Here is a 21,650-nt window from a genome sequence, read left to right as displayed (position 1 = left end):
GATGTTTGTGATATTTTTTGTTTTATCTATCTATAATGAATGAAAGGGGGAAGTGCCCGTGAGTGTAGATTTTGATTTTATTATACGAATCGGTGTTGCTGGCTTGTTAGGAGCAATGATTGGTATTGAAAGAGAAATTCGATCGAAAGAAGCTGGATTAAAGACTCATTTCCTCGTAGCGGTAGGAAGTGCGTTAATAATGGTTGTTTCGAAATATGCCTTTTCAGATATTGTGTTTGAAGAGCATATGTCTCTAGACCCAAGTCGTATTGCAGCACAAGTCGTTAGTGGAGTTGGTTTTTTAGGTGCAGGCACAATTATTATTCAAAAGCAGGCGGTGAAAGGATTAACGACCGCGGCTGGTTTATGGGCTACTGCCGGTATAGGATTAGCAATTGGAGCGGGAATGTATGTAGTAGGCATTGGAGCGACGATTCTCGTTTTAATTGGTTTAGAAATTGTAAGTCGTATTTTTAAGGTGCAATTTTTATTTCCGCAAAATATAACAGTGCAAATGTTTGTAAATAAACATGAAGCGATACAACAAATATTAGAAACACTACAAGTGAAAGGCATCCCAATACTCTCATATGAGGTGGAAGCTTCACAGCAAGGTACAGAAACTGTTTATAAGGTAGGAATGCAACTGAAAAATATATCGTCAGAAGAAAAGAATGAGTTTATTCAGCATATGCAAACATTACCGGAAGTTACGTTTATAAAGTTAAAATCATAGTGTTGAAAACGAGGATAGATGTAGCAGAAATTTTGCTATTATCTATCTTTTTTTGATATAAAATGCACGGAAAGTCAAGCGTTAATTTTACATGGAATGGATACATGTGTGAACGTTACCTTATTTTTTTCTCAATACAGGACAAAAAGTAAAAATAGTAAAATAATGGAGCGGGACACTAAAAATGTAAGGTAGGGGAGAGCATGAAAGGCTATTCAAAGAAAATGTTAGTAGGGATAAGTTTTGCTAGTTTAATGTTAGGAAGTTTTCAAGGGGGAAGTTTGGCAGAAGATACTAAGGGAGAGCAAGTTTCTTATCGAAATGTGCTCAAAATGGAGCCAGTCGGTGTACAACTACCAGTACAAGAATTAGCTCATTCATCGAAAGTGCTCGAAAGCAAGTCTTTTGAGAAAAGGCTACAATTTGCCGATTTATCACAAAGACCACCTGAGGTGAAAAAAGAAAGTAAGCAATTAGCTGTAGCGAAAACTTATACAATTGCTGAATTAAATCAATTAAGCAATCAGCAGTTAGTAGATTTACTTGTAACAATTGATTGGGAGCAAATTACGGGGCTATTTCAGTTTAATACAGACAGTCTAGCATTCTATCAAAATGATAGTAGGATGCAGGCGATTATTGATAAATTGAAGCAGCAAGGACAAGCCTATACGAAGGATGATTCAAAAGGGATTGAGACATTAGTGGAGGTATTACGTTCAGGATTTTATTTAGGATTTTATAATTCGGAACTTAGAACCTGTCTGAAATCTATGATATAATCTATACAAAAAAGGATGTTTCCTAATGATACATGATTATACCAGTAATATTACTCGTAAACAGTTTGAACTGATTCGTGAAGATTTAGAAAATGCACGGAAAACGACGCGCCCACGCACAGTTGATTTGTACGAGGTATTCTGCGGTGTACTATATTTGCTTACGACAGGTTGTCAATGGCGTAATCTGCCAAGGGACTTTCCAAACTGGAAAACCGTCTATTCCTACTACCAGATTTGGCGGAAAGTAGACGAGAATGGCATAAGTCTTCTTGAAAAAGTGCATAAAAAAATTGATCGAAACCTATCGTGAACAAGAGGGGCGAAAAAAACAGACAAGCTTCTGCATCGTAGATGCACAAAGTGTAAAAAACACATGGATAGCGAGTGAAAAAGGCTACGATGCGGGAAAGAAAGTATCAGGAATCAAACGACATATCGCTGTAGACACCAATGGTCTCATTCATGCGATTGAAGTAACAACTGCGAATATAACAGATCGAGAAGGTGCTATCCAAATGTGTGAAAAGCATAAAAAATCATTGGACAAAGTGACAAATATACTTTGTGATGGTGGATATACGGGCCCATCATTTGCACAATCGATAAAAGAAACGATTCATTGTTCAGTTGAAATTATCAAACGCTCGGAACTTCACAAGTTTGTTGTGTTACCCAAACGCTGGATCGTAGAGCGAACTTTTGCTTGGTTGGAAAATTACCGCAGACTGTGGAAAAACTGTGAACGAACACTTGAAAACAGTAGACAAAGTTGCTTATTGGCAGGTGTGGCAATTTTATTGAAAAGATTCTAGACAGGTTCTTAGTAAATTAAATGAACGGAGTTATCATGATAAATGCTTACCTGCATTAAAAGCGATAGCTAACAATTCAAATTTCAAGCTGGGTACATTAGAGCAAAATAGAGTGGTATCATCATACGGAAAGTTAATAGGAAACGCTTCGAGTGATGTGGAAACGATAACATCAGCTGCAAAGATTTTTAAACAATATAATGATAATTTTTCTACATTAGTAGATAATCTTTCAGCTGGAAATGCTATTTACGATATTATGCAAGGTGTTGATTATGATATTCAATCGTATTTGTACGATACGAGGAAAGCACCGAAAGATACAGTATGGTATCAGAAAATAGATAGTTATATTAATGAATTAAGTCGTTTTGCATTAATGGGAACGATTACAGCAAAAAACGGTTGGCTTATTAATAATGGCATTTATTATACAGGTAGACTCGGTACGTTCCATAGTACAGGAACGAAAGGGTTACAAGTTGTAACAGATGCGATGAAAATATATCCATATTTAGGGGAGCAATATTTCGTAGCTGCTGAGCAAATTGCAACGAATTATGGCGGGAAAGATGCAAATGGTAAAGTGGTGAATTTAGATCAAATAAGAGAAGATGGAAAGAAAAAATATTTGCCAAAAACGTATACGTTTGATGATGGGGCAATTGTTTTAAAAGCTGGAGATAAAGTGACAGAAGAAAAAGTAAAACGTTTATATTGGGCGGCAAAAGAAGTGAAGGCACAATTCCATCGTACGGTTGAAAGTGATCAACCTTTAGAAAAAGGAAATCCTGATGATGTATTAACGATGGTTATTTATAATAGCCCAGCGGAATATCAATTTAATCGTCAATTGTACGGATATGAAACGAATAACGGTGGTCTTTATATAGAAGGAACAGGTACGTTCTTTACTTATGAGCGTACGCCAGAAGAAAGTATTTATAGTTTAGAAGAATTATTCCGGCACGAGTTCACGCATTATTTACAAGGTAGATATGAAGTACCAGGGTTATGGGGACAAGGAAAAATATATGAAAATGAAAGATTATCTTGGTTTGAAGAAGGAAATGCTGAATTTTTTGCAGGGGCAACGAGAACGGATAATGTTGTACCGAGAAAGAGTATTATAGGAGGGTTATCTTCAAACCCAGCAGAGCGTTATACGGCAGAGCGAACGTTAAATGCAAAGTATGGAACGTGGGATTTCTATAATTATTCCTTTGCTTTACAATCGTATATGTACAATAAGAGATATGATATGTTTGATAAAATACATGATCTTATTAGGAAAAATGATGTAACAGCATATGATGCATATCGCTCTACATTAAGTAAAGATGCGAATTTAAATAAAGAATATCAAGACTATATGCAAATGTTAGTTGATAATCGTGAGAAATATAATGTGCCATTAGTATCAGACGATTATTTAGCGAATCATGCATCGAAGCCAGTTTCAGATATTGCAGCAGAAATAACAGCGGAAGCAAAATTGAAAAATGTATCAGTGAAGAAAAATAAATCACAGTTCTTTAATACATTCACACTACAAGGAACATATACAGGAACTGCAGCAAAAGGAGAATATGAAGATTGGAAAACAATTACACAAAACGTTAATGATACGTTAAAACGTTTAAGTGCAAAGGAATGGACAGGCTATAAAACAGTAACAGCATACTTCGTAAATTATCGCGTGAATGCATCAGGACAATTTGAATATGATGTTGTGTTCCATGGTATTAATACGGAAGAAGGGGCAGAGAATAAAGCACCAGTTGCGGTTATAAACGGTCCGTATAGTGGAAATGTAAATGAAGCAATTTCATTTACAAGCAACGGATCAAAAGATGAAGATGGGAAAATTATTTCATATAAATGGGAGTTTGGTGATGGAGCAGTAAGTAATGAGCAAAATCCAACTCACGTATATACAAAAGAAGGAACGTATACGGCTAAATTAACAGTAACAGACGATAAAGGAGCAACTAATACTGCTACAGCGACTGTAGCTGTTCAAAAGAAAGAAGATAACAGTGTAGAAAAAGAACCGAATAACTCATTCCAAACAGCAAACAAACTGCAGTTAAATCAAGTCTTACGTGCTAGTTTAGGAAATGGCGATACAAGTGATTTCTTTGAAATTAATGTGGAAACTGCTAAAAACCTTCAAATTAACGTAACGAATGAAAATAATATTGGAATGAACTGGGTACTTTATTCTGAAGCAGATTTAAATAATTATGTTACGTATGCTCAGCAACAAGGGAATAAATTAGTAGGTAGCTACTACACGTATCCAGGGAAGTATTATTTACATGTGTATCAGTATGGCGGGGGGACAGGGAATTATACGGTGGAAGTAAAGTAGTAAAAGGGGAGTTGTCTTTTTCAATGAATGGAAAAAGGTCTGTACTTTAATGAAAAAACAACTGCAGGAAATGTCACTAGTGATAATAACAAATTAAGTGTCGCGAGATATTATATTTACATTAAACAAATCTAATCAGTAAATGAGATAAAATCGATGAACTAGTATTTCATCACGATGTAAGAAAAGTTATAAATATTAAGTGCGTTTAATGTAGTTAAACTAAAGGATCAGAGTGTATCTGTAACAATAGATAAGCTCTGATCCTTATTATATTTAATTAACGCATATGAATTTAAGATAATTAATAAATAAGCTAGCTAGCGGGATTCTTAAAATTCATTTATGTAATTAACTAAACAGAAAATTGTTATCACATTAGCAAGGGATACTAATAGAAAAGCGTGTCCCTTTACCTAATTCACTCTCTATTTCTATATCTCCGTTTAATTCTCTAATAATACTATAAGCAATCATAGTACCAAGCCCAGTTCCTTTTTCTGTTGTTGAATAGAATGGCAAAGCAATTCGTTTTATTTGTTGAGATGACATCCCAATTCCTGAATCAATAATATCAATTATGATATTTCCTTTTACTTTTTGTATATTTATTTGTAATAATCCACCATTTTTCATAGCCTCAATTCCGTTTTGGATGATGTTGTTTAGACAGAGTTTGAATTTTTCGGGGTCCCCATTTATATAAAAGGAATCTGTACTATTTTGTTTGATTTCAACTTTGTATGATAAAGCGAGTGGTGAAATAGTATCTTTCACCTGATTTAAAATGTGATTAATATCTATTTTTTCTTTTAGGGTATTCTGTGGTTTGGTTAAAGATAAATAGTTATTAATAGTAGATTGTATTTGCTGCATTTCAATTAACATGATTTCTAAGTATTGATCCTGAGATAGCTTAGAGGCATGTTTTTCATTTAATAATTGAGTGAATCCATGTACCGTGGTTAGTGGATTGTGGATTTCGTGTGCAATTGACGCTGCTAGTTCGCTAGCTATATAAAACTTTTCAGCCCGTTGCAGTTTTTCTTTCATTTTATATTTCTCAATCATTTCCTCTATAAAATAAACTGATAATAATACTGTGAAAATATTAATGATTATATAATTTAATAAAAATTCTATGAGAGTAGAGTCTATTTTACCTCCTGTATTTATTTGAGTTACAATACCGCAAATAGAAAGGGAAGCTGTACATACTAAAATAAGAAGTAAGCTTAATAATATCTTTTTTTCTTTAAAATACATAGGTAATAAGTAACGAAAGAGCATTGTTATAACAGAAATGATAGTAAAGATAATAAATGATGGAAGAACGCCATTTCCGCCTAAGTAAAACCGGTAAGAAAGATATAAAATCTCTATAAAAACAATGTTTTTTGTATTTCCATATAGAAAAACTAATATTATAGGAATAAAACGTAAATCATAAATAAATCCCACATGTAAATGAAAAGGAAAAGTCATACAAAAAATAATAGCAATGGAGGAAAGGATAGAAAATAACATATTATTACATGTTATTTTTTCTTTAAACTCTAGCCAAAATACGTGATAGCTAAGGATACAAATTATTATAATAAAGGTATTTAATAAAAGAGTAGAAATTCCCATAGTTTTGCATCTCCGATAGTTTGTAAGTAGAATTATGTATGAGTTGGACATAGATGTTTAGTATTAGTAGACTTTTTATCTAAAAAAGGAAGGGTACTTGAAAAGTGCTGTTATATTACTCGTATTAAAATTGATAAGGAAAATAGAAAAAATAATAGATAAAAAATCTATTTAAATTTATGAATATATGAAATTATAAACTAACTTTTGTATAGGTAAAATTGGGATTGAGTTACTGATAAAATAAGGTTTTTTAAGTATGAATATTCTGTGAAAATGATATGCGTGGTGACTCCTGTTTTGTAGCCTTCGTTATATTAACATGGAATATATCAAATTACAAAGTGAAATTTTAGAAAAATTTTATTAGTACATTTTATCTGAAATAGAAATGCTATTTATTTGAGTATTTTGGTACTTAATCGTAGAAAACTTTGTTAGAAAAAGATTTTAAAATTTACATGTTTTTTATGAAGTGTAATATTGTAGCTTTATCTATGTGGCTTTCTCAATAACTATTAAGGCGGAAAGTTAAAATATATAGGTTTATAGATATGAATTATTACATAAAAACGCACTTAAAAAAGGATGTATGATGGTAATAGAATACAAACATCAAGGGGGAACTTAAAATGAAGTTAAATAAACTAGTGCTTAGTTGTGGAGTAGTTTCAGCATTAACACTTGGTGTGTTAGGGAATAATACTTATGCTGAAGAAGTACACAAAACGAACGATCCAATTCATGTAGTTGAACATGTTTCTGCAGACTTATTATTAACCCAAACAATGGATTATAGTGGCGAGGCTGTAACTTCTTTCGTATATGATGGGAGTGCTGACTTAAGCTTCTCTATGAAAAATAATGGTCAAAATACAATGGGATATAGTGTAAAAGGTCCAAATACAGAGCTAATTGTTGGTGGTTATATAAAACCTGGAGAACAACAAATTAATGTTACAAATGTACGGAATGCTGTATCTCCATTACCGAATGGAACATATAAAATTTACGTTTCAAATGATGATGGTTCTAAGGGGCAATTCCAAGTTTCAGTAAGATCTATGAATTAAATTTAAAACGCTTTGTTTTTAAATTAATTTAATCTTTGCTTATTGGAAAGAAGCTAAAATGAATTGAGAATTACCGATAAAAATGAAAACGAGCACCTTATCTAATTGTGAGAGGGTGTTCGTTTTTTGCTATTAAACAGAAAATAATTATAAATATATTTTGATATTCCCATTGCTAACCTACTAGATTGTGTCAACTAGAGAATGTCTACTATAAAACATATTAAAATAAAGATGATATAACATTCCGCTAAATTATATGGGGAAATAGAAAAACCACCCTTATATGAGTGGTTTTAGTAATTATTTTTAGGTTATACATTTAAAATTAGGCTAAGTTATAGAAATAATAAACATTTAATCCGTTGTTATTATTTTGGTTCTGGATAATGATTGTAGTATGAGATTCTAATAAATTCTTGGTAGACATTTGTTAATTTGGCATCTCTAAGAGCATCGTTGAATTTTTGCATACGTACACTCCCTTGAGCGTAGCCTCCACCTGGAGTATAAGGGTTTCTAGCTTCAAAGTCATCCAAAAATACTTTTAATTTTTTATAGTCTTGAGATTGATAGAAAGCCACGGCCTCTTCAGGAGTGACATCAAAGTAAGAGGATGACGTTGAGTTATAAGAAGCTGCTTGAGCAGTAGGTGCCTCTAGCATAGTTGCAGCTCCACCGAACATAGTAAGCGCCATAGAAGATACAATAATTTTTTTAAACATAATAAAACCTCCATATAGAATATTGGATTAATAGTAACCCTGTAATCATTATAGTTACAGTGAAAATGATTATCAAATGCAATATTGCATAATATATCCCACTATTTTTGGGGAGTAAGACTCCCGCCCAAAAATTCAATGAAAGCAAAGAAGTTAGGTGAGAATCGGGCAGATTAAAGTTTCACTTTATTATTTGAACGAGAACTCACCTTTATATTTAAATGGAGGAGTGTAATAGATTAAAAGAGGTATATAAATTACTCAGGTTAACAAGAAAATGAAAAGGCTATTTTAAATAGGGGAAAGCTTAATAACTGGAGTAAAGGAATTGCTATTTATATATTTAACATACATATTTGTCTTTTAAATTGTAGGCGTGTTTTAGAATTTGTATATAGTAAATTCGTTAAAAAACTTGATAAATAATAAAATGTGTAAATTTTTTGACTATTTTATTAAAATTATTTAATATTTGTAATTTATTGTTTTATAATGATAATTGAGTCGATCGTGAATGTTTTAGATATTGCGATATATACTCGGATTAATTTATTCTAGGGAGGTTACAAAATTGGGTAAGAGAGTCATTATAAGAGTTTTTACATTATTATCAGTACTGGCATTATTCCTTAATGTATTTTTACCTAGGGCTAGTGCAGAGGTTATGACGCATGAGAAATATTCAATGGACTGGAGTTATAGTAATAGTCTAGGTAAGTACATTCGCACTGAAATGATTAAAAATTCAAGTGGTCAAATTGCTTATTGCTTAACCCTTGGATTAAAATCACCAAATGGTGAAGATCTTCCTGAAATGGGGAAAACAGATAATGTAGTATATAGAGTCTTATTAAATGGTTTCCCGCAAAAAAGTGCTGAACAGCTGGGAGTAGCTAATAAAAATGAAGCGCATTATGCAACGCAACTTGCGGTTTGGAATGCATTAGGTCAACTCGATGTAAATGAATTAAAACATGAGAATAAAAATGTTGAAAAAGCAGCTAAGGCTATTATTAGTAATGCTAATAATAGTGAAGAGACTCAAGATGTTTTTATGAATGTGATTCCTGCTGAAAAGCAAAAAGCAGAATTAAAGGGTGAATTCTTCGAAACAAATCTATATTCAGTACAAACAAATGCTAAGAGTGGTTCTTATAAGGTAGTAGCGAAAAATGCACCTAATGGAGTTAGAATTGTTAGTGAAAGTGGAGAAGTGAAAGATCAGCTTTCAGTTGGAGAAAAATTTCGTATCCAAATTCCTAAGAATACAAAAACGGGTGAATTTAATTTAAGTGTTGCTGCTAATTTAACTAAAGTTCAAGCAATTGCTTACCGTGGTACGGATACTGTTCAGAATGCTACAGTACTATTAGAGAGAAATGAAGAAAAGCTTAGTAGTGATCTTGCAGTAAATTGGGAAGCAGCTGGTTCTTTAAAAATTAAAAAGGTTGGAGAAAATGAAGAAGTTTTAGCTGGTGCAGTATTTGAGGTCTTTAATGCAAATAATGAATCAGTCGGAAAAATCACGACTGGTGCTGATGGTATGGCAGAATTAAACAACTTACCAATTGGTACTTACACATTAAAAGAAATTAAAGCACCAACAGGCTATGTTTCAGATGATAAACCACAAACTATTGAAGTTAAGACAGGAGAAACAGGAGCTGTCCAAATAGTAAATAACAAAGTAAAAGGTAGCATCGAAATTAAAAAGCTTAGTGATTCAGGAAAGATTTTACCAAATGTTGAATTCACAGTCTTCACTGAAGATGGAAAAGAAGTGAAAAAAGTAGTAACAAAAGAAAATGGAATTGCAAACGTTGAAGGTCTTACGTATGGTAAATATTATTTCTTAGAGACAAAAACACCTAATGGATATATTGGAAATAAAACAAAGTATCCTTTTGAAATTAAAGAGCACAATAAAACACTTACTTTTACAGTGGAAAATACCGAAGTGAAAGGTAGTGTAAAATTACTAAAAGTAGATAATGAAGATATTAGTAAAAAATTAGAAGGTGCAGTATTTGAATTGAAAGATGAAAGTGGAAAAGTAGTTGGGGAATATAAGACAGATAAAAATGGTGAGATTAACGTCAAAGATTTAGCGTATGGTAAATATTCATTTGTAGAAAAGGCTTCTCCAAATGGTTACGTTCTTGTTAAAGAACCGATTATGTTCGAAATAAAGGAACATGGAAAGATTATTGAGCTATTGGCAGTTAATCATCTTATCAAAGGTGATCTAGAAATTACAAAGGTAGATGTAGCTGATGGAAATAACAAGCTTCCAAATGCAGAATTTACGATTTATAACGAAGCAGGAAAAGAAGTAGTAAAAGGAAAAACAGACGATAAAGGAATCGCTAAATTTGAAAAGTTACCATTTGGAAAATACACATATAAAGAAACTGTTGCACCAAAAGGTTATGTATTAAATGAAGAAACGTTCTCTTTTGAAATTAAAGAGAATGGTCAAATCATTAAACACATTGTCAAAGATGAAAAGATTCCTTCAATAAAAACAACAGCTACTGATAAAACAGATGGTACAAAAGAAATGCACACGTCTAAGTCTGTAACAATCCAAGATAAAGTGGAATACAAAGACCTACAAGTAGGTAAAGAGTACACTTTAAAAGGTAAATTAATGAATAAAGAGACTAATAAACCATTAGTTGTAAATGGTAAAGAAGTAACTGCTGAAACGAAGTTTACACCAAAAGAAGCAAATGGTTCTATTACACTAGATTTCACTTTTGATGCAACTGGTTTAGAAGAAAAAGAAGTAGTAGTATTCGAAGAGTTACTGAAAGACGGAAAAGTTGTTACGACACATGCTGATATCAATGATAAAGGTCAAACAGTTAAGTTCGTTAAGTCATCAGTAAAAACGACAGCAACAAACAAAGCTGATGGTTCTAAAGAGTTAGACGCTTCTAAATCTGTAACAATCCAAGATAAAGTGGAATACAAAGACTTAATCGCGGGTAAAGAGTATGTTGTAAAAGGTAAACTGATGGATAAAGCAACAAACAAGCCATTATTAGTTGAGGGTAAAGAAGTAACAGTAGAATCTAAGTTTATTGCTAAAGAGAAGAATGGTTCTATCACACTAGATTTCACATTTAATGCTTCTGCATTACAAGGTAAAGAAGTAGTAGTATTTGAAGAACTGTATCAAGATAATATATTAGTAGCTATTCACGCTGAAATTGAAGATAAGGGACAAACAGTGAAATTTAAAGAGGTAAAGCCGGAACAACCTAAACCAGAACAGCCAAATTCAGATAAAAATACGCCAACACCAGAGCAACCTAACGAGCAAGTAAAAGAACAACCACAACCTAAGAAAGAAATTCAATCTAAAATTGGATGGTTACCGCAAACAGGTACTAATCTTACAAGTTGGTTCTCTATGGCTGCAGGAGCATTACTGTTAATTGTTGGTGGAGTGATTTTCTTAAAACGTAAAAATGCATAGAAATTAAAAAATAAGCACATCTGTTTTGAAGTGACCCCTAAAAGTTAGACACGGTTATTTCATTAGGCAGCTTGATAAAAGTGAGTCCGGTATTGTACCGGGCTCATTTTTAATTTTGCCTTAATCCGTTTCGTATTATAATAATCTATATATTTTTCTAATTCTATTTTAAAGTGCTCTACATTTTCAAATTCTTTTATGTAGAGGAACTCCGACTTCATAATCCCAAAGAAATTTTCTATTACTGCGTTGTCGTAACAGTTGCCTTTTCGAGACATACTCTGGACGATAGCTCTTGATTCAAGTGTCCGGACGTACTGTCTCATTTGATAATGCCATCCTTGATCCGAATGCATCAGTAGCTGGTGGGTTTCAGGTAAACGTTCCAATGCTTTCTCTAACATGTCTGAAACAAGCGAATACGTCGGTCTAGAACCAATTGTATAGGTAATAATTTCACCATTATACAAATCTAATACAGGTGATACATACAGTTTTTCTCCAAACAATTTAAACTCTGTGATGTCTGTTACCCACTTTTGATTCGGTGCATCTGTATGAAAATTACGCTCTAAAATATTAGGTGCAATTCTACCGACTTTTCCTTTATAGGATTTATATTTCTTCATACGCACAACACACTTTAACCCAAGCTCTTTCATAATGCGCTGAACCTTCTTGTGGTTCACTTTCTGGCCACGATTCGTTAATTCATCACGAATGCGACGATAACCATAACGACCTTCATTTTCCTCATAAATCGCTTTAATCTCGGCTTTCAAATCGGCATCTACATCTGGACGATTCATTTTCTTTACTAAATCATAATACGTGCTTCGAGGAATAGTAGCTAGCTCCACGAGTGCCTTCACCGAATATTTATGCCTTAATTCATAGACTACTTGCGCTTTGTCTTGTTTTGTGATTTTTCCTTGTTTTGAACTAAGGCATTTAACTTTTTTAAGTACTCATTTTCCATCTCAAGCTGTTTAATGCGTGCTTCAAGTGCTTCGACTGATCCTTCAGCTAAAGGTTGTTTTACTTGTTTATTTGAATCTTTTTTCATGGATGGACGCCCCTTTTTCTTAGATTGAAGGGCATCAATTCCTTGTGTTTCGAGCTGTTTTTTCCAAACAGAAATCGTTGAAGGGGCAGGAATATTAAAGATAGCTGCCGTCTCAAATAAGGACATACCGTTTTCAATCATAAAGTTTAGTACGTCTAGTTTAAATTGTTGTGTGTAATTTGTACATCGTTTTAGAAAAGCTTCCAGACCATTCTGTTTATATTGGTTTACCCAATTCAAAATGATTGTGTCACTTATACCGAGCGATCTACCCATTTCTCGATAACTTTCATTTCCGTTCAAATAACGTAGAACGATTTGTATTTTTTCATCAGCTGTAAATTTAGCCATAGAAAAACTGCACCCCAATTGTTAGACTGTGTCTAACAATTGGGGTGCAGTTCATTTTTATAACAAGATGTGCTTATTTTTATCATTTTAGCCAAGAAGACTCCTATATTTAAGCGTGAATGGCATTTAAAATAGCAACTTTATTTGTAGTAAACAATACATAATTTTGTTTTACTGTTTTAATTAAAATACGGTCTGTTGTCCCATAAGATGTTCCAATACGTATTACATCTACTTCTTCAACACCAGCATAGGTAGCATCTTCGGTAACCTCAATCACATCACGTAATGGAATTGTAATCTCCGCCAATTGCCATGAAATAATTAATTCTTCATTTGTTTTTTTTACATTAATGCCTAGCATTATACCAAGACCCTTCAATAATAATATGCTACACTTCTAATCTTATTATATAAATTTTTAGATTGTTTATCTATATATAGGAATAGAATTTATTTCTATTTGTGAGCATCTTAATGATGTCAAACAAATAGAAGGATATACATTCTTTCTGTTAAGAACTATATAAACAAAAGCAGACCTTAGAAGAATATATGAATCTATGAAAATAGAATTGAAGAATTAAACTGGCTAGCAATAGAAGTGAGATTGTAAAAGGTAGGGGATATAAATTAAGGTGTTTTTTAATTTCATTGGTGAGGAGGGAAGGTATCCCTCTTCTTTTTTCGTTCCTTGTAAAATTTGAGGATGTCCTAAGGGAGTGAAAAGATGGATTGTGTGGGTGTATTAATAAAGGCCACTTTCGGTGACTTCTAGAGATGTTTTTTGGGGGAATACAATATTATAAGTTGTAGTATTCATTGCAGCAATTGACTATATTATAGGGGCATTCACGTTGGGATATAACAGAGAATTATAGAGTAAAGTGGGATTCAAAAGCATTGTTAAAAATGTGGTTGTTATAAGTTATTCTCCTATCAAAATAATTAGTCTTTGCTCAAAATTTAAGACTGCTATTTTATTATATCAAGTAACTGTTTATATTATTTAATAATTACTTGGTTTACTATTAAGGTGGTTATCTTACAAAAGTGTAAGGTTATTTTAATTGACACTCGTATGTATAAGTAACTATACTGGTTACACAATGTTGGTGAGTATATTTAATAATCTCTATCTATAAGTGTGTGTCCGAGGATTATTTTGGAGTAATAGTTCTATTTTAAATTCGTTATCTGCTATATAGTAATACGAACAATTTAATCTATTCTTTATTCAAGGTCGTATTATTTAAAGATTAATTATAAATGATATATTTACCAAATTGTAATAACTTGATAGAGGTGTTACATTTTGAAATACAAATTAATTGCTACAGGAATTCTTGCTGGAAGTCTATTATCCTACTCATCTAATACATTTGCAAATACTCATAAGTTCCCAGATGTTCCTGCATGGGCGGACAAATCCGTTAATTATTTAGTTGATAAACAGGTATTGAATGGCTATCCAGACGGAACTTTCGGTTCAAATGACTTATTAGACAGAGCTTCGGCTACAAAAATTATGACAAAAGTTTTAGGTCTACAAATTGACTCTAATGCAAAACCATCATTTACAGATTCACAAAACCACTGGGCGACTCCGTATATTGCTGCTGCTGAAAAAGCTGGTATTGTTAAAGGTGAGGGTAATGGAATCTTCAATCCATCCGGAAAAGTAACTCGCGCTGCTATGGCTACGATGCTAGTAAATGCATATAAACTACAAAGCACACCAAATCATAATGAGCAGGTTAAATTTGAAGATTTAAAAGGGCATTGGGGAGAAAAATATGCCAATATTTTAATCGGTTTGAAAATTTCCAATGGTACTGAGAACGGTTGGCAACCAAATAGATTTATAACACGTGCTGAAGCTGCTCAACTTACTGCAAAAACAGATATGATGCAACATCGTCAAAAAAACCCATTAGAAAGCAAAACAATTATTATTGATCCTGGACATGGTGGCGAAGATCCTGGGAAATCCACAAAGGGATTACCTGAAAGTAAGATTGTACTAGACACTTCTTTACGTCTACAACAATTACTTGAAAAGCATACACCATTTACAGTTTTATTAACTCGTCAATCTGATAATAGACCAGGACATGATCAAAAAAGTTCTTTACAGGAACGTGTTAAATTTGCTAAGAAAAATCGGGGTGATATCTTTATAAGCGTACATGCAAATGCTTTTAATGGTAATGCAAAAGGGACAGAAACATATTACTATAAATCTTCTAAATCTGAAAAAACAAATCCTCATGTGGAAGAAAGTCGTGTTTTAGCGGAAAAAATTCAAACACGTTTAGTAGAGGCACTTCAAACACGAGACAGAGGAGTTAAACATGGAGACCTTCATGTTATAAGGGAAAATGACATGCCAGCTGTGTTGACGGAACTGGCATTTATAGATAATGGTATTGATTACAGTAAATTATCTACGGAAAATGGCAGACAAATTGCAGCAGAAGCCATTTATGAAGGAATTTTAGATTATTATGAATGGAAAGGAAATAATGTATCTGAATATAGGCTGTAATAAGTAATTGAAAATATAGTAATTCTCGAAATGAAGAATTCTATAATTTTTTTAAAATTTTTTAAACAACAATTTTAAATTTGTATTTAAAATTGTTGTTTAAATCGTTATTTTATGTTTTAATAATGTTGATAATAGTTATCAATAATAGTGAGAGGAAGATTAGTGAAATATGTGTTTTTAGTTAGTGTCATAAAAGTTAATGAATTTCTATATTGTATGGCTATGAATATATCTCTATTTTTGTGAACTAGAAATAATATATTTATATCTTTTAAATGTTTAAGAAGGAGTGGCTGTCTGTATGAAAAAAGCAAAAGAAATAGCTAAATGCGTTGCGGTAGCGTCCGTTATTATGTCTGGATCATTTGGTTTACAAGCAACATCTGCATTTGCAGATTCTAAAGGAACTGTAGAAAATCTTCAAAATGGTGGGAAGGTCTATAATAGTTTTAAAACTACTTATGACATGAAGCAAAATATCAAAAATTCAATAAAGGTTTCTTTTATTGAGGATCCTTACGCAGATAAAAAGATTGCAATTGTTACCACTGATGGTAGTAATATAGATGCTAAATATACAATTAATAGCGGATACTATAACGCAGGTTTAAAATGGCCATCAGCCTATCATACTGAAGCAGAAATAACAAGTGGTGATAGTGCTCAATTCCATAAAGCTGCCCCAGTTAATACAATGACTTCAGCAAAGGTCACTTCGGAGGTAGGGTATACACTTGGTGGAAGTGTTAAAGTAGGAGTAAATGATAAAGGGCCAAATGCCGATGCAAGTATCACAGGTAGCTTTGCTTGGAAAGAAAGTGTATCTTATGATCAAGTAGATTATAAAACGGTATTAGAGACTCACACAGATAAAAAATTAAATTGGAAAGTAGGATTCTTTGTGAATTAAGCAATATCAACGGTTAGAATAGTGTTGGTAACATCTTGGTAACGATTATACCAAATCGTTCTCCATAAAAGCAACTACTTCCGCTTGTTTTGATGGATATAAATGACTATAAGTATTTAAAGTTGTTGCAACATCTGAATGACCTAAACGTTGTGCTACTATAAGTGGACTAACACCTTTATTTATTAGATATGATGCATGAGAATGTCGGAATTCGTGTAGCACGATCTTTTTTACTTGGGCGATTTTTATGTATTTTATAAATTTTTGTCGTAAGGTACTTGAAGATATACTATTGTAAAACTCACCAAAAACTACATAAGCACTTTTAACTGGTGCGTTTAGGGCAGCAGTTTTTTTTATGTCGTGTAACATATCCATTATAAAGCTAGGTAACATTATTATTCGATTAGATGCTTTTGTTTTAGGTTCCGTAACTTGCCGATTATATTCAGTTTTGTTAATGTTAATTGTTTTCTCATCAAAATTAATATCTGACCATGTTAATGCCATAAGCTCTCCTTTTCTAGCTCCACTATAATAAAGTACTGAAAAAAATGTTTTATATAATGGATCGTCCACAGCTAAAATAAATTGTTTAAACTCTTCAAATTCCCAAAAATTCATTCGTTTATTCGCTTCTTTTTCAAAATTCCCTGTAATTTTTGCGGGGTTATTTGTTAAACCATGAAATTTGATTGAGAAATTAAATATAGCAGAAAGGACTGCATGAATCTTTTTTAGATGCTTAGCTGAATACTTATTAATAATCTTATTTTGATAATTCATGACATGTTTAGGAATAATCTGATCCACCTTTAAATTTCCAAACTCTATTACTAAATGATTGTAGATTACATTTTTTATTGTTTCTATTGATGATTGCTTTCTTCTTTGCGAATACCAATTAAAATAGCTATCAGCAGCTTGAGAAAAAGTTAAACTTGAAGTTGTCTCCTTTTCCACTAACATTTTTGCTTCAGCTTCCCGTGCCTCTTTCTTTGTTTTGAACCCACGACGTTTTACTTGTTTTAGTGTTCCATCGAATTGTCGGATTCTAGTGACGAAGTAGTATGTTCCACGTTGTTCATCTTTATAGATTACCAAAGGAATTCCCCCTTGTATGCGTATAGAATTATAAATAAATTAATTGTTTAGAAAATAGTATAACATTGTGTTTTATAAAAAGAAAAGACGCTTCAATTAAATTGAGCGCCTATTTCAAAAATATATGGCATAGAAGAGTTAGGAATACCATTAAATAATACCATATTTAGGTTTTTCGGAACTTGAGAAAACTTCCATATTATTAAGTATCAAAAAAAGATGCTCTAATGAGAACATCTTAATAATCGATTTAAGTTTGAAGAAATAACAATTGGTAAACGGCTAATTTTATGTTATGCCATTTATTAATAAAAGGAGACAGTCCAATAAAAAGAATCCGCTACAATCTGCAACGGATTCTAGTCTTAGAAGTTTGAAGCAACTAAGACGTTTTGTGATGGAAATTCGAAAATAACATATGACGTTTAAAAACCAAATGGACCTTATAGGATTTGAACCTATGACCGGACGGTTATGAGCCGTCTGCTCTGACCAACTGAGCTAAAGGTCCTTGTATGGATAGTATATCAGCGTGTATAAAAAAAGAAAAGGCACAATCAATATGAAAGTGCCTTTTCTTTCAGCTTAATATTTCTTTAAATAAATAGAGGTGTACCTCTTTTATTATGCACATGGTTTATTTTTTGGTGATTATGCAAAATTACATTATTGCAGTTTCTACAAAACAAAAAAAGACATCCAAATAAGGATGTCTACGAAATTAAACCATCTTACTTTTAATAACAGAAGAGTAAGGGAACTCAATTATTATTAAACCATCATATTGATAAAAACAGAAAGGATACTTTCATATTACCATATAGTGCTATCTGTTAATATTGATAAAAAATAAAAGGGGATTTTTGGGGAATGGATAGAAATTAATGATTGGCTGGTTGTGAATTTTTCATAATGGCTGGTTTTTCACCTTTAAAATTAAAATATAATAACAAAACAATGGGGGAATGGGAAATAATTGTCATTTTAGAGAAACAATTGTTGAAAAAATCAAAAAAGACAATTATTTTAAAGGGGATTGTGTTATATTGGGTGCGTATATCCAATTATGGAAGAGAATTTGCAGTTTTGAAAGTTTATGAAATTAACAAAATAATATTATTGAACATAAATAAAGACCCATAGAAGCGCGTGTAAGAGTGTCCTACCACAATTACACCGTTCCCTAACCCAGCCTTAGGAAACACTTGCCTCGTATGAGTCCATCTTAGTATATCACATTTACGCAATGTTCCTTATTGAAAAAATTGTTAGGATGGAAAATTTATGTTCGGAGAAGGGGGAAGTAAGTTTGTGAAGGAGTTAAAAGAAAGGACGATAAAAAATTCTAAAAAACATCTACAAAAAGAATTTAAGCACAATTTGATGAAAGAACTAATGAAGAGGATAAAGCAAGATATGGATGATAAAGGATTTAAGATTCGTCCATTAGCAAAGAAAGTAGGTGTGGATCGTTCTGTTATTACTGACGGAATTGTAACTGGTAAAACAGCTGAAATGAAATTAGACACATTTATGAAAATTATGGATGTTGTCTATGAAAATTTAGAAGAACGGCAAGAAGTGATACGGAATTTTATTAAACTTTCTCGAAATGATCTTAATATTCGTAAATCTTTGGTTTATTGTCAAGGTACTGGTGAGTATGATGTAATAGCAGATTTGGTGAAAATCCATCAAGGAGATCGTTTATTAAATAAATATATTCGAGTGTATGAGTTATTCAACAAACGTAATCAAAACATAAAAAAAGGACAACCATTAATTGAAGAGATGGATGAACAGTTATTCTCAAGTGATGCAGAACTCCAAGTAGTAATCAATATATTATACGCTTTGTCTATGCATGACACCTTCAATATAAGAGCGATGAATCCGTATATGGATAAGGTGGAAAAAAATTTAATTGAGGTTCATGATAAATTTATAAACAATTGGTTAACAATGTTTTTCGATGAAAGGATGGCATATGTTAATTTGTTTGATGATAATTTAGAATTATGTCGTCAAAAATGTGAAAAGTTACTAAAAGAGGCTAATAATGTTCCACTAATTTATACGACTAGTATGTGTTGCATTGGCGAAAGTTATATGTTTGATGACAAATTCCTTGCTGAGAAGTGGATTTCGGATAGTATCGCTTACCTAGATAAACATGGAGTATCTCGCGAAAGCAGAAAGTACAAAGCTTTTAATACTACGCTAAATTACTTATATATCGAATTTGGTTTTAATTTAGACAAAATTAATTTCGATTACATTGATACTTCAGAATTAGGTTACTATATAGGATTGTATGAAGATAAGGAAAAAGGGTTAGAAATGATATATAATTTAGTTAAAGAACGTGGTAGTTCACCGTTTACTGATTACTACATCGCTAGGATAAATGAAGATTTAGAGGGCTTGAAAAAGGCTCTTATACGCTTTGAGCGGGTTGCAAACTACCATTATGCTAAAGCGGTACGATGTACAATTCAATTGTTAAAAAATAAGCAGGAAGAGGTCGAGAGAGTATGAGAAAAGTTGGTATACTATTGTTAAGTGTTGTCGGTGCGTTCGCACTAGTATTAAAAACAGGGGTATTGGAGAAAGACCAAGCTGTTAGTAAGCAAACAAATAACGAATATGTACAATATATGAGTTCAGAACCCGGAGGGTCTTGAGTTTAATGGGGATAAATGGGAGACGTTGCCAAATGGCGACGTCTTTCGTGCTTTCTAGGCCTGGTTGATTATATGTACATGTCCAAAAAAACAACCGTAAATTTTTACCAATATAAAAAGGAGGGGTTTTGATGCTAAAAACAGTAGGAGTAGATGTTAAAGAAAAAATAAGTGAGTTAGTTGAACTTGCATATAAAGGAAATCAAGAAGCGATTGAGAAATTAATGATTTATAAAAAAAGAACTTGGTGGAAATTAATCTGCCAAGTTCTTTTTTTATAAATCATTAATCATGTTTATAATTTTTTCTCGTTTACCCGCAGGGAGCTGATTGATACGTTTCATAATATCTTCAACATCATCTATTATTTTTTTTGATGTTTCTTTATCAATAGTTTTATGCTTTGAAAGCCCCATAATATAATCAGCAGAAACGTTTGTAACACGAGCGATATTTTCTACGGTCTCCCTACTAGGTTCGCGTTTATTTGATTCATATAGCGAAATCATTGTGTAGTTTACACCGACAGCATCTGCAAGTTCATTTTGTTTCATTTTTAAAGATTTACGAACCTCTTTTATACGACTACCCATAGTTTCAGACATTATTAAACCTCCTTTTAACTTTACGTTTATTTCTCTCTTTGTTATATATAATGTACAATAAAACTTTGCTTAAAGACAAGTTTTTTTGTTTTTTTCAGAAAAATACTTTGCAACAAGCAAATTTTCATTATTAAAATCTTTGCTTGTAGCAAATATCTAGGGAGGTGTATAGTGTGTGTAATAAAAAAGACTTATCTGCTCGAGAAGCAAAAAGGCTTACATGCGAGCCTGGAGAGCAGCTAATAAAGAAAAGGTTAAAGCAACTCAGGAACGATATTGGAAGAAAGTGGCGCAGAAAATGAATATGGAAGAAAGTGAAATTAAGAATGATTACAATCGCAATTGGTATCAGAAAAATAAAGATAAAAGAAATGATTACATGCGAGATTATTACCAAAAGAAAAAACAAAATTCTTAAGGTAACTGAAAGAAGGTGATAACAAAATGATAGAGGAAAGCACGTTTTCATTAATGATAGTTGCAATCTTGATTTGTATAGTCTCTTTAGCAGTTTGTTTTTTGGATGAGCCAATTGAAAAGTTTATAAAGGATGATGATAGAGATGTATAAAAACCTATTTATTGTTCGAAGAGAACATCGTATGACGCAAGAGGATGCTGGGAAGTTAGTAAACATATGCCAGCAAACGTATTACCTAAAGGAAAAAGGAAAACGTGATTTTACTCTTACAGAAGCAAAATTACTCGCACAACATTTTAAGACAACAGTAGACGACCTATTTGCGAAGTAACTGG

General features: G+C 32.3%; 17 protein-coding genes, 1 tRNA gene and 4 pseudogenes. 15 read left to right on the top strand and 7 right to left on the bottom strand.

What is annotated here, in order from left to right:
* The first annotated feature begins 58 nt into the window (after nucleotides 1-58).
* The 4 genes and pseudogenes from V6946_RS18390 to colA all read left to right on the top strand — a co-directional run.
* A complete protein-coding gene (locus V6946_RS18390) occupies nucleotides 59-736 on the top strand; it encodes an MgtC/SapB family protein (protein WP_000109719.1) in 678 nt (225 codons plus the stop codon).
* Nucleotides 737-939: 203 nt separating this feature from the next.
* Nucleotides 940-1,491, top strand: a pseudogene (locus V6946_RS18385) (M9 family metallopeptidase N-terminal domain-containing protein); the annotation flags it as partial.
* Between the two features lie 52 nt (nucleotides 1,492-1,543).
* Nucleotides 1,544-2,333, top strand: a protein-coding gene (locus V6946_RS18380) for an IS5 family transposase (RefSeq protein ID WP_372584424.1) whose coding sequence is annotated in 2 segments (ribosomal slippage) — nucleotides 1,544-1,801 and nucleotides 1,803-2,333 — 789 coding nt in all. Because the reading frame shifts where the segments join, the coding sequence is not laid out codon by codon here.
* 7 nt (nucleotides 2,334-2,340) lie between these two features.
* Nucleotides 2,341-4,707 (top strand): annotated as a pseudogene (gene colA / locus V6946_RS18375) (collagenase ColA); the annotation flags it as partial.
* Between the two features lie 378 nt (nucleotides 4,708-5,085).
* Here the strand turns inward: colA and V6946_RS18370 are convergent.
* Complete coding sequence (locus tag V6946_RS18370; RefSeq protein ID WP_366982351.1) at nucleotides 5,086-6,339, bottom strand: HAMP domain-containing sensor histidine kinase; 1,254 nt, start codon at nucleotides 6,337-6,339, stop codon at nucleotides 5,086-5,088.
* A gap of 632 nt (nucleotides 6,340-6,971) precedes the next feature.
* Between V6946_RS18370 and V6946_RS18365 the strand changes: the two genes are divergently transcribed.
* On the top strand, nucleotides 6,972-7,412 hold the full coding sequence (locus V6946_RS18365; protein ID WP_000773520.1) for a hypothetical protein: 441 nt from the start codon (nucleotides 6,972-6,974) through the stop codon (nucleotides 7,410-7,412).
* 371 nt (nucleotides 7,413-7,783) lie between these two features.
* Here V6946_RS18365 and V6946_RS18360 read toward each other — a convergent pair whose 3' ends face one another.
* Entirely contained in the window at nucleotides 7,784-8,137 is a 354-nt protein-coding gene (locus V6946_RS18360) for a hypothetical protein (protein WP_000473483.1), read from the bottom strand.
* 571 nt (nucleotides 8,138-8,708) lie between these two features.
* On the opposite strand from V6946_RS18360, the gene V6946_RS18355 reads away from it, so the two are divergent.
* Nucleotides 8,709-11,621, top strand: coding sequence for a SpaA isopeptide-forming pilin-related protein (locus V6946_RS18355; protein WP_033692510.1), 2,913 nt, complete (start codon nucleotides 8,709-8,711; stop codon nucleotides 11,619-11,621).
* Nucleotides 11,622-11,683: 62 nt separating this feature from the next.
* Here V6946_RS18355 and V6946_RS18350 read toward each other — a convergent pair.
* A protein-coding gene (locus V6946_RS18350) for an IS3 family transposase (RefSeq protein ID WP_085961003.1) occupies nucleotides 11,684-13,038 on the bottom strand; the annotation gives its coding sequence in 2 pieces (ribosomal slippage) (nucleotides 11,684-12,585 and nucleotides 12,585-13,038; 1,356 coding nt in all).
* A gap of 109 nt (nucleotides 13,039-13,147) precedes the next feature.
* Nucleotides 13,148-13,402, bottom strand: a complete 255-nt coding sequence (locus V6946_RS18345) for a hypothetical protein (protein WP_000900696.1) — start codon at nucleotides 13,400-13,402, stop codon at nucleotides 13,148-13,150.
* 951 nt (nucleotides 13,403-14,353) lie between these two features.
* Here V6946_RS18345 and V6946_RS18340 point away from each other — a divergent pair.
* Together V6946_RS18340 and hlyII are read left to right on the top strand one after the other, a co-directional pair.
* On the top strand, nucleotides 14,354-15,586 hold the full coding sequence (locus V6946_RS18340; protein WP_366981788.1) for an N-acetylmuramoyl-L-alanine amidase: 1,233 nt from the start codon (nucleotides 14,354-14,356) through the stop codon (nucleotides 15,584-15,586).
* 304 nt (nucleotides 15,587-15,890) lie between these two features.
* Nucleotides 15,891-16,487, top strand: a pseudogene (gene hlyII, locus V6946_RS18335) (hemolysin II HlyII); the annotation flags it as partial.
* Nucleotides 16,488-16,544: 57 nt separating this feature from the next.
* Here hlyII and V6946_RS18330 read toward each other — a convergent pair.
* A complete protein-coding gene (locus tag V6946_RS18330; RefSeq protein ID WP_006922645.1) occupies nucleotides 16,545-17,606 on the bottom strand; it encodes a site-specific integrase in 1,062 nt (353 codons plus the stop codon).
* 437 nt (nucleotides 17,607-18,043) lie between these two features.
* Nucleotides 18,044-18,117: transfer RNA gene (locus tag V6946_RS18325), tRNA-Ile, on the bottom strand.
* Nucleotides 18,118-18,518: 401 nt separating this feature from the next.
* On the opposite strand from V6946_RS18325, the gene V6946_RS18320 reads away from it, so the two are divergent.
* The 4 genes from V6946_RS18320 to V6946_RS18305 all read left to right on the top strand — a co-directional run bounded on the left by V6946_RS18320 (nucleotide 18,519) and on the right by V6946_RS18305 (nucleotide 20,571).
* Nucleotides 18,519-18,749, top strand: coding sequence for a hypothetical protein (locus V6946_RS18320; protein WP_006929392.1), 231 nt, complete (start codon nucleotides 18,519-18,521; stop codon nucleotides 18,747-18,749).
* 141 nt (nucleotides 18,750-18,890) lie between these two features.
* Complete coding sequence (locus V6946_RS18315; protein ID WP_006929391.1) at nucleotides 18,891-20,144, top strand: AimR family lysis-lysogeny pheromone receptor; 1,254 nt, start codon at nucleotides 18,891-18,893, stop codon at nucleotides 20,142-20,144.
* A complete protein-coding gene (locus V6946_RS18310; RefSeq protein ID WP_006929390.1) occupies nucleotides 20,141-20,290 on the top strand; it encodes a hypothetical protein in 150 nt (49 codons plus the stop codon). Before V6946_RS18315 ends, V6946_RS18310 begins: the two co-directional genes overlap by 4 nt.
* A gap of 131 nt (nucleotides 20,291-20,421) precedes the next feature.
* Nucleotides 20,422-20,571 (top strand): hypothetical protein, encoded by a 150-nt coding sequence (locus V6946_RS18305; protein ID WP_366981787.1) that lies wholly within the window; start codon nucleotides 20,422-20,424, stop codon nucleotides 20,569-20,571.
* Here the strand turns inward: V6946_RS18305 and V6946_RS18300 are convergent.
* Nucleotides 20,566-20,895, bottom strand: coding sequence for a helix-turn-helix transcriptional regulator (locus tag V6946_RS18300; protein WP_006929389.1), 330 nt, complete (start codon nucleotides 20,893-20,895; stop codon nucleotides 20,566-20,568). The two genes, V6946_RS18305 and V6946_RS18300, sit on opposite strands and share 6 nt — an antisense overlap.
* Nucleotides 20,896-21,068: 173 nt before the next feature.
* Here V6946_RS18300 and V6946_RS18295 point away from each other — a divergent pair.
* From V6946_RS18295 to V6946_RS18285, 3 genes and pseudogenes are all read left to right on the top strand, one after another.
* A pseudogene (locus V6946_RS18295) lies at nucleotides 21,069-21,313 on the top strand (hypothetical protein).
* A gap of 26 nt (nucleotides 21,314-21,339) precedes the next feature.
* The gene (locus V6946_RS18290) at nucleotides 21,340-21,465 is read left to right on the top strand and encodes a hypothetical protein (RefSeq protein ID WP_006929383.1); all 126 of its coding nucleotides are present in this window, start codon (nucleotides 21,340-21,342) and stop codon (nucleotides 21,463-21,465) included.
* Nucleotides 21,458-21,646, top strand: coding sequence for a helix-turn-helix transcriptional regulator (locus tag V6946_RS18285; protein ID WP_000277643.1), 189 nt, complete (start codon nucleotides 21,458-21,460; stop codon nucleotides 21,644-21,646). The genes V6946_RS18290 and V6946_RS18285 overlap by 8 nt, the downstream gene beginning before the upstream one ends.
* Nucleotides 21,647-21,650 lie beyond the last annotated feature (4 nt).

Origin of the sequence: Bacillus sp. PPSBB_2 (genome assembly GCF_045291115.1) — a bacterium.
Taxonomy (GTDB): domain Bacteria; phylum Bacillota; class Bacilli; order Bacillales; family Bacillaceae_G; genus Bacillus_A; species Bacillus_A cereus.
The sequence above is the reverse complement of the archived record's forward strand: the minus strand, read 5'-3'. Positions and strand labels throughout refer to the sequence as shown.

What these genes read in the sequence shown, in the direction of transcription:
- V6946_RS18345 (WP_000900696.1), bottom strand. Translation starts at nt 13,402, where the DNA reads ATGCTAGGCATTAATGTAAAAAAAACAAATGAAGAATTAATTATTTCA.
- V6946_RS18285 (WP_000277643.1), top strand. Translation starts at nt 21,458, where the DNA reads ATGTATAAAAACCTATTTATTGTTCGAAGAGAACATCGTATGACGCAA.
- V6946_RS18300 (WP_006929389.1), bottom strand. Translation starts at nt 20,895, where the DNA reads ATGTCTGAAACTATGGGTAGTCGTATAAAAGAGGTTCGTAAATCTTTA.
- V6946_RS18370 (WP_366982351.1), bottom strand. Translation starts at nt 6,339, where the DNA reads ATGGGAATTTCTACTCTTTTATTAAATACCTTTATTATAATAATTTGT.
- V6946_RS18310 (WP_006929390.1), top strand. Translation starts at nt 20,141, where the DNA reads ATGAGAAAAGTTGGTATACTATTGTTAAGTGTTGTCGGTGCGTTCGCA.
- V6946_RS18365 (WP_000773520.1), top strand. Translation starts at nt 6,972, where the DNA reads ATGAAGTTAAATAAACTAGTGCTTAGTTGTGGAGTAGTTTCAGCATTA.
- V6946_RS18360 (WP_000473483.1), bottom strand. Translation starts at nt 8,137, where the DNA reads ATGTTTAAAAAAATTATTGTATCTTCTATGGCGCTTACTATGTTCGGT.
- V6946_RS18305 (WP_366981787.1), top strand. Translation starts at nt 20,422, where the DNA reads ATGCTAAAAACAGTAGGAGTAGATGTTAAAGAAAAAATAAGTGAGTTA.
- V6946_RS18290 (WP_006929383.1), top strand. Translation starts at nt 21,340, where the DNA reads ATGATAGAGGAAAGCACGTTTTCATTAATGATAGTTGCAATCTTGATT.
- V6946_RS18315 (WP_006929391.1), top strand. Translation starts at nt 18,891, where the DNA reads ATGTTCGGAGAAGGGGGAAGTAAGTTTGTGAAGGAGTTAAAAGAAAGG.
- V6946_RS18320 (WP_006929392.1), top strand. Translation starts at nt 18,519, where the DNA reads ATGGCTGGTTTTTCACCTTTAAAATTAAAATATAATAACAAAACAATG.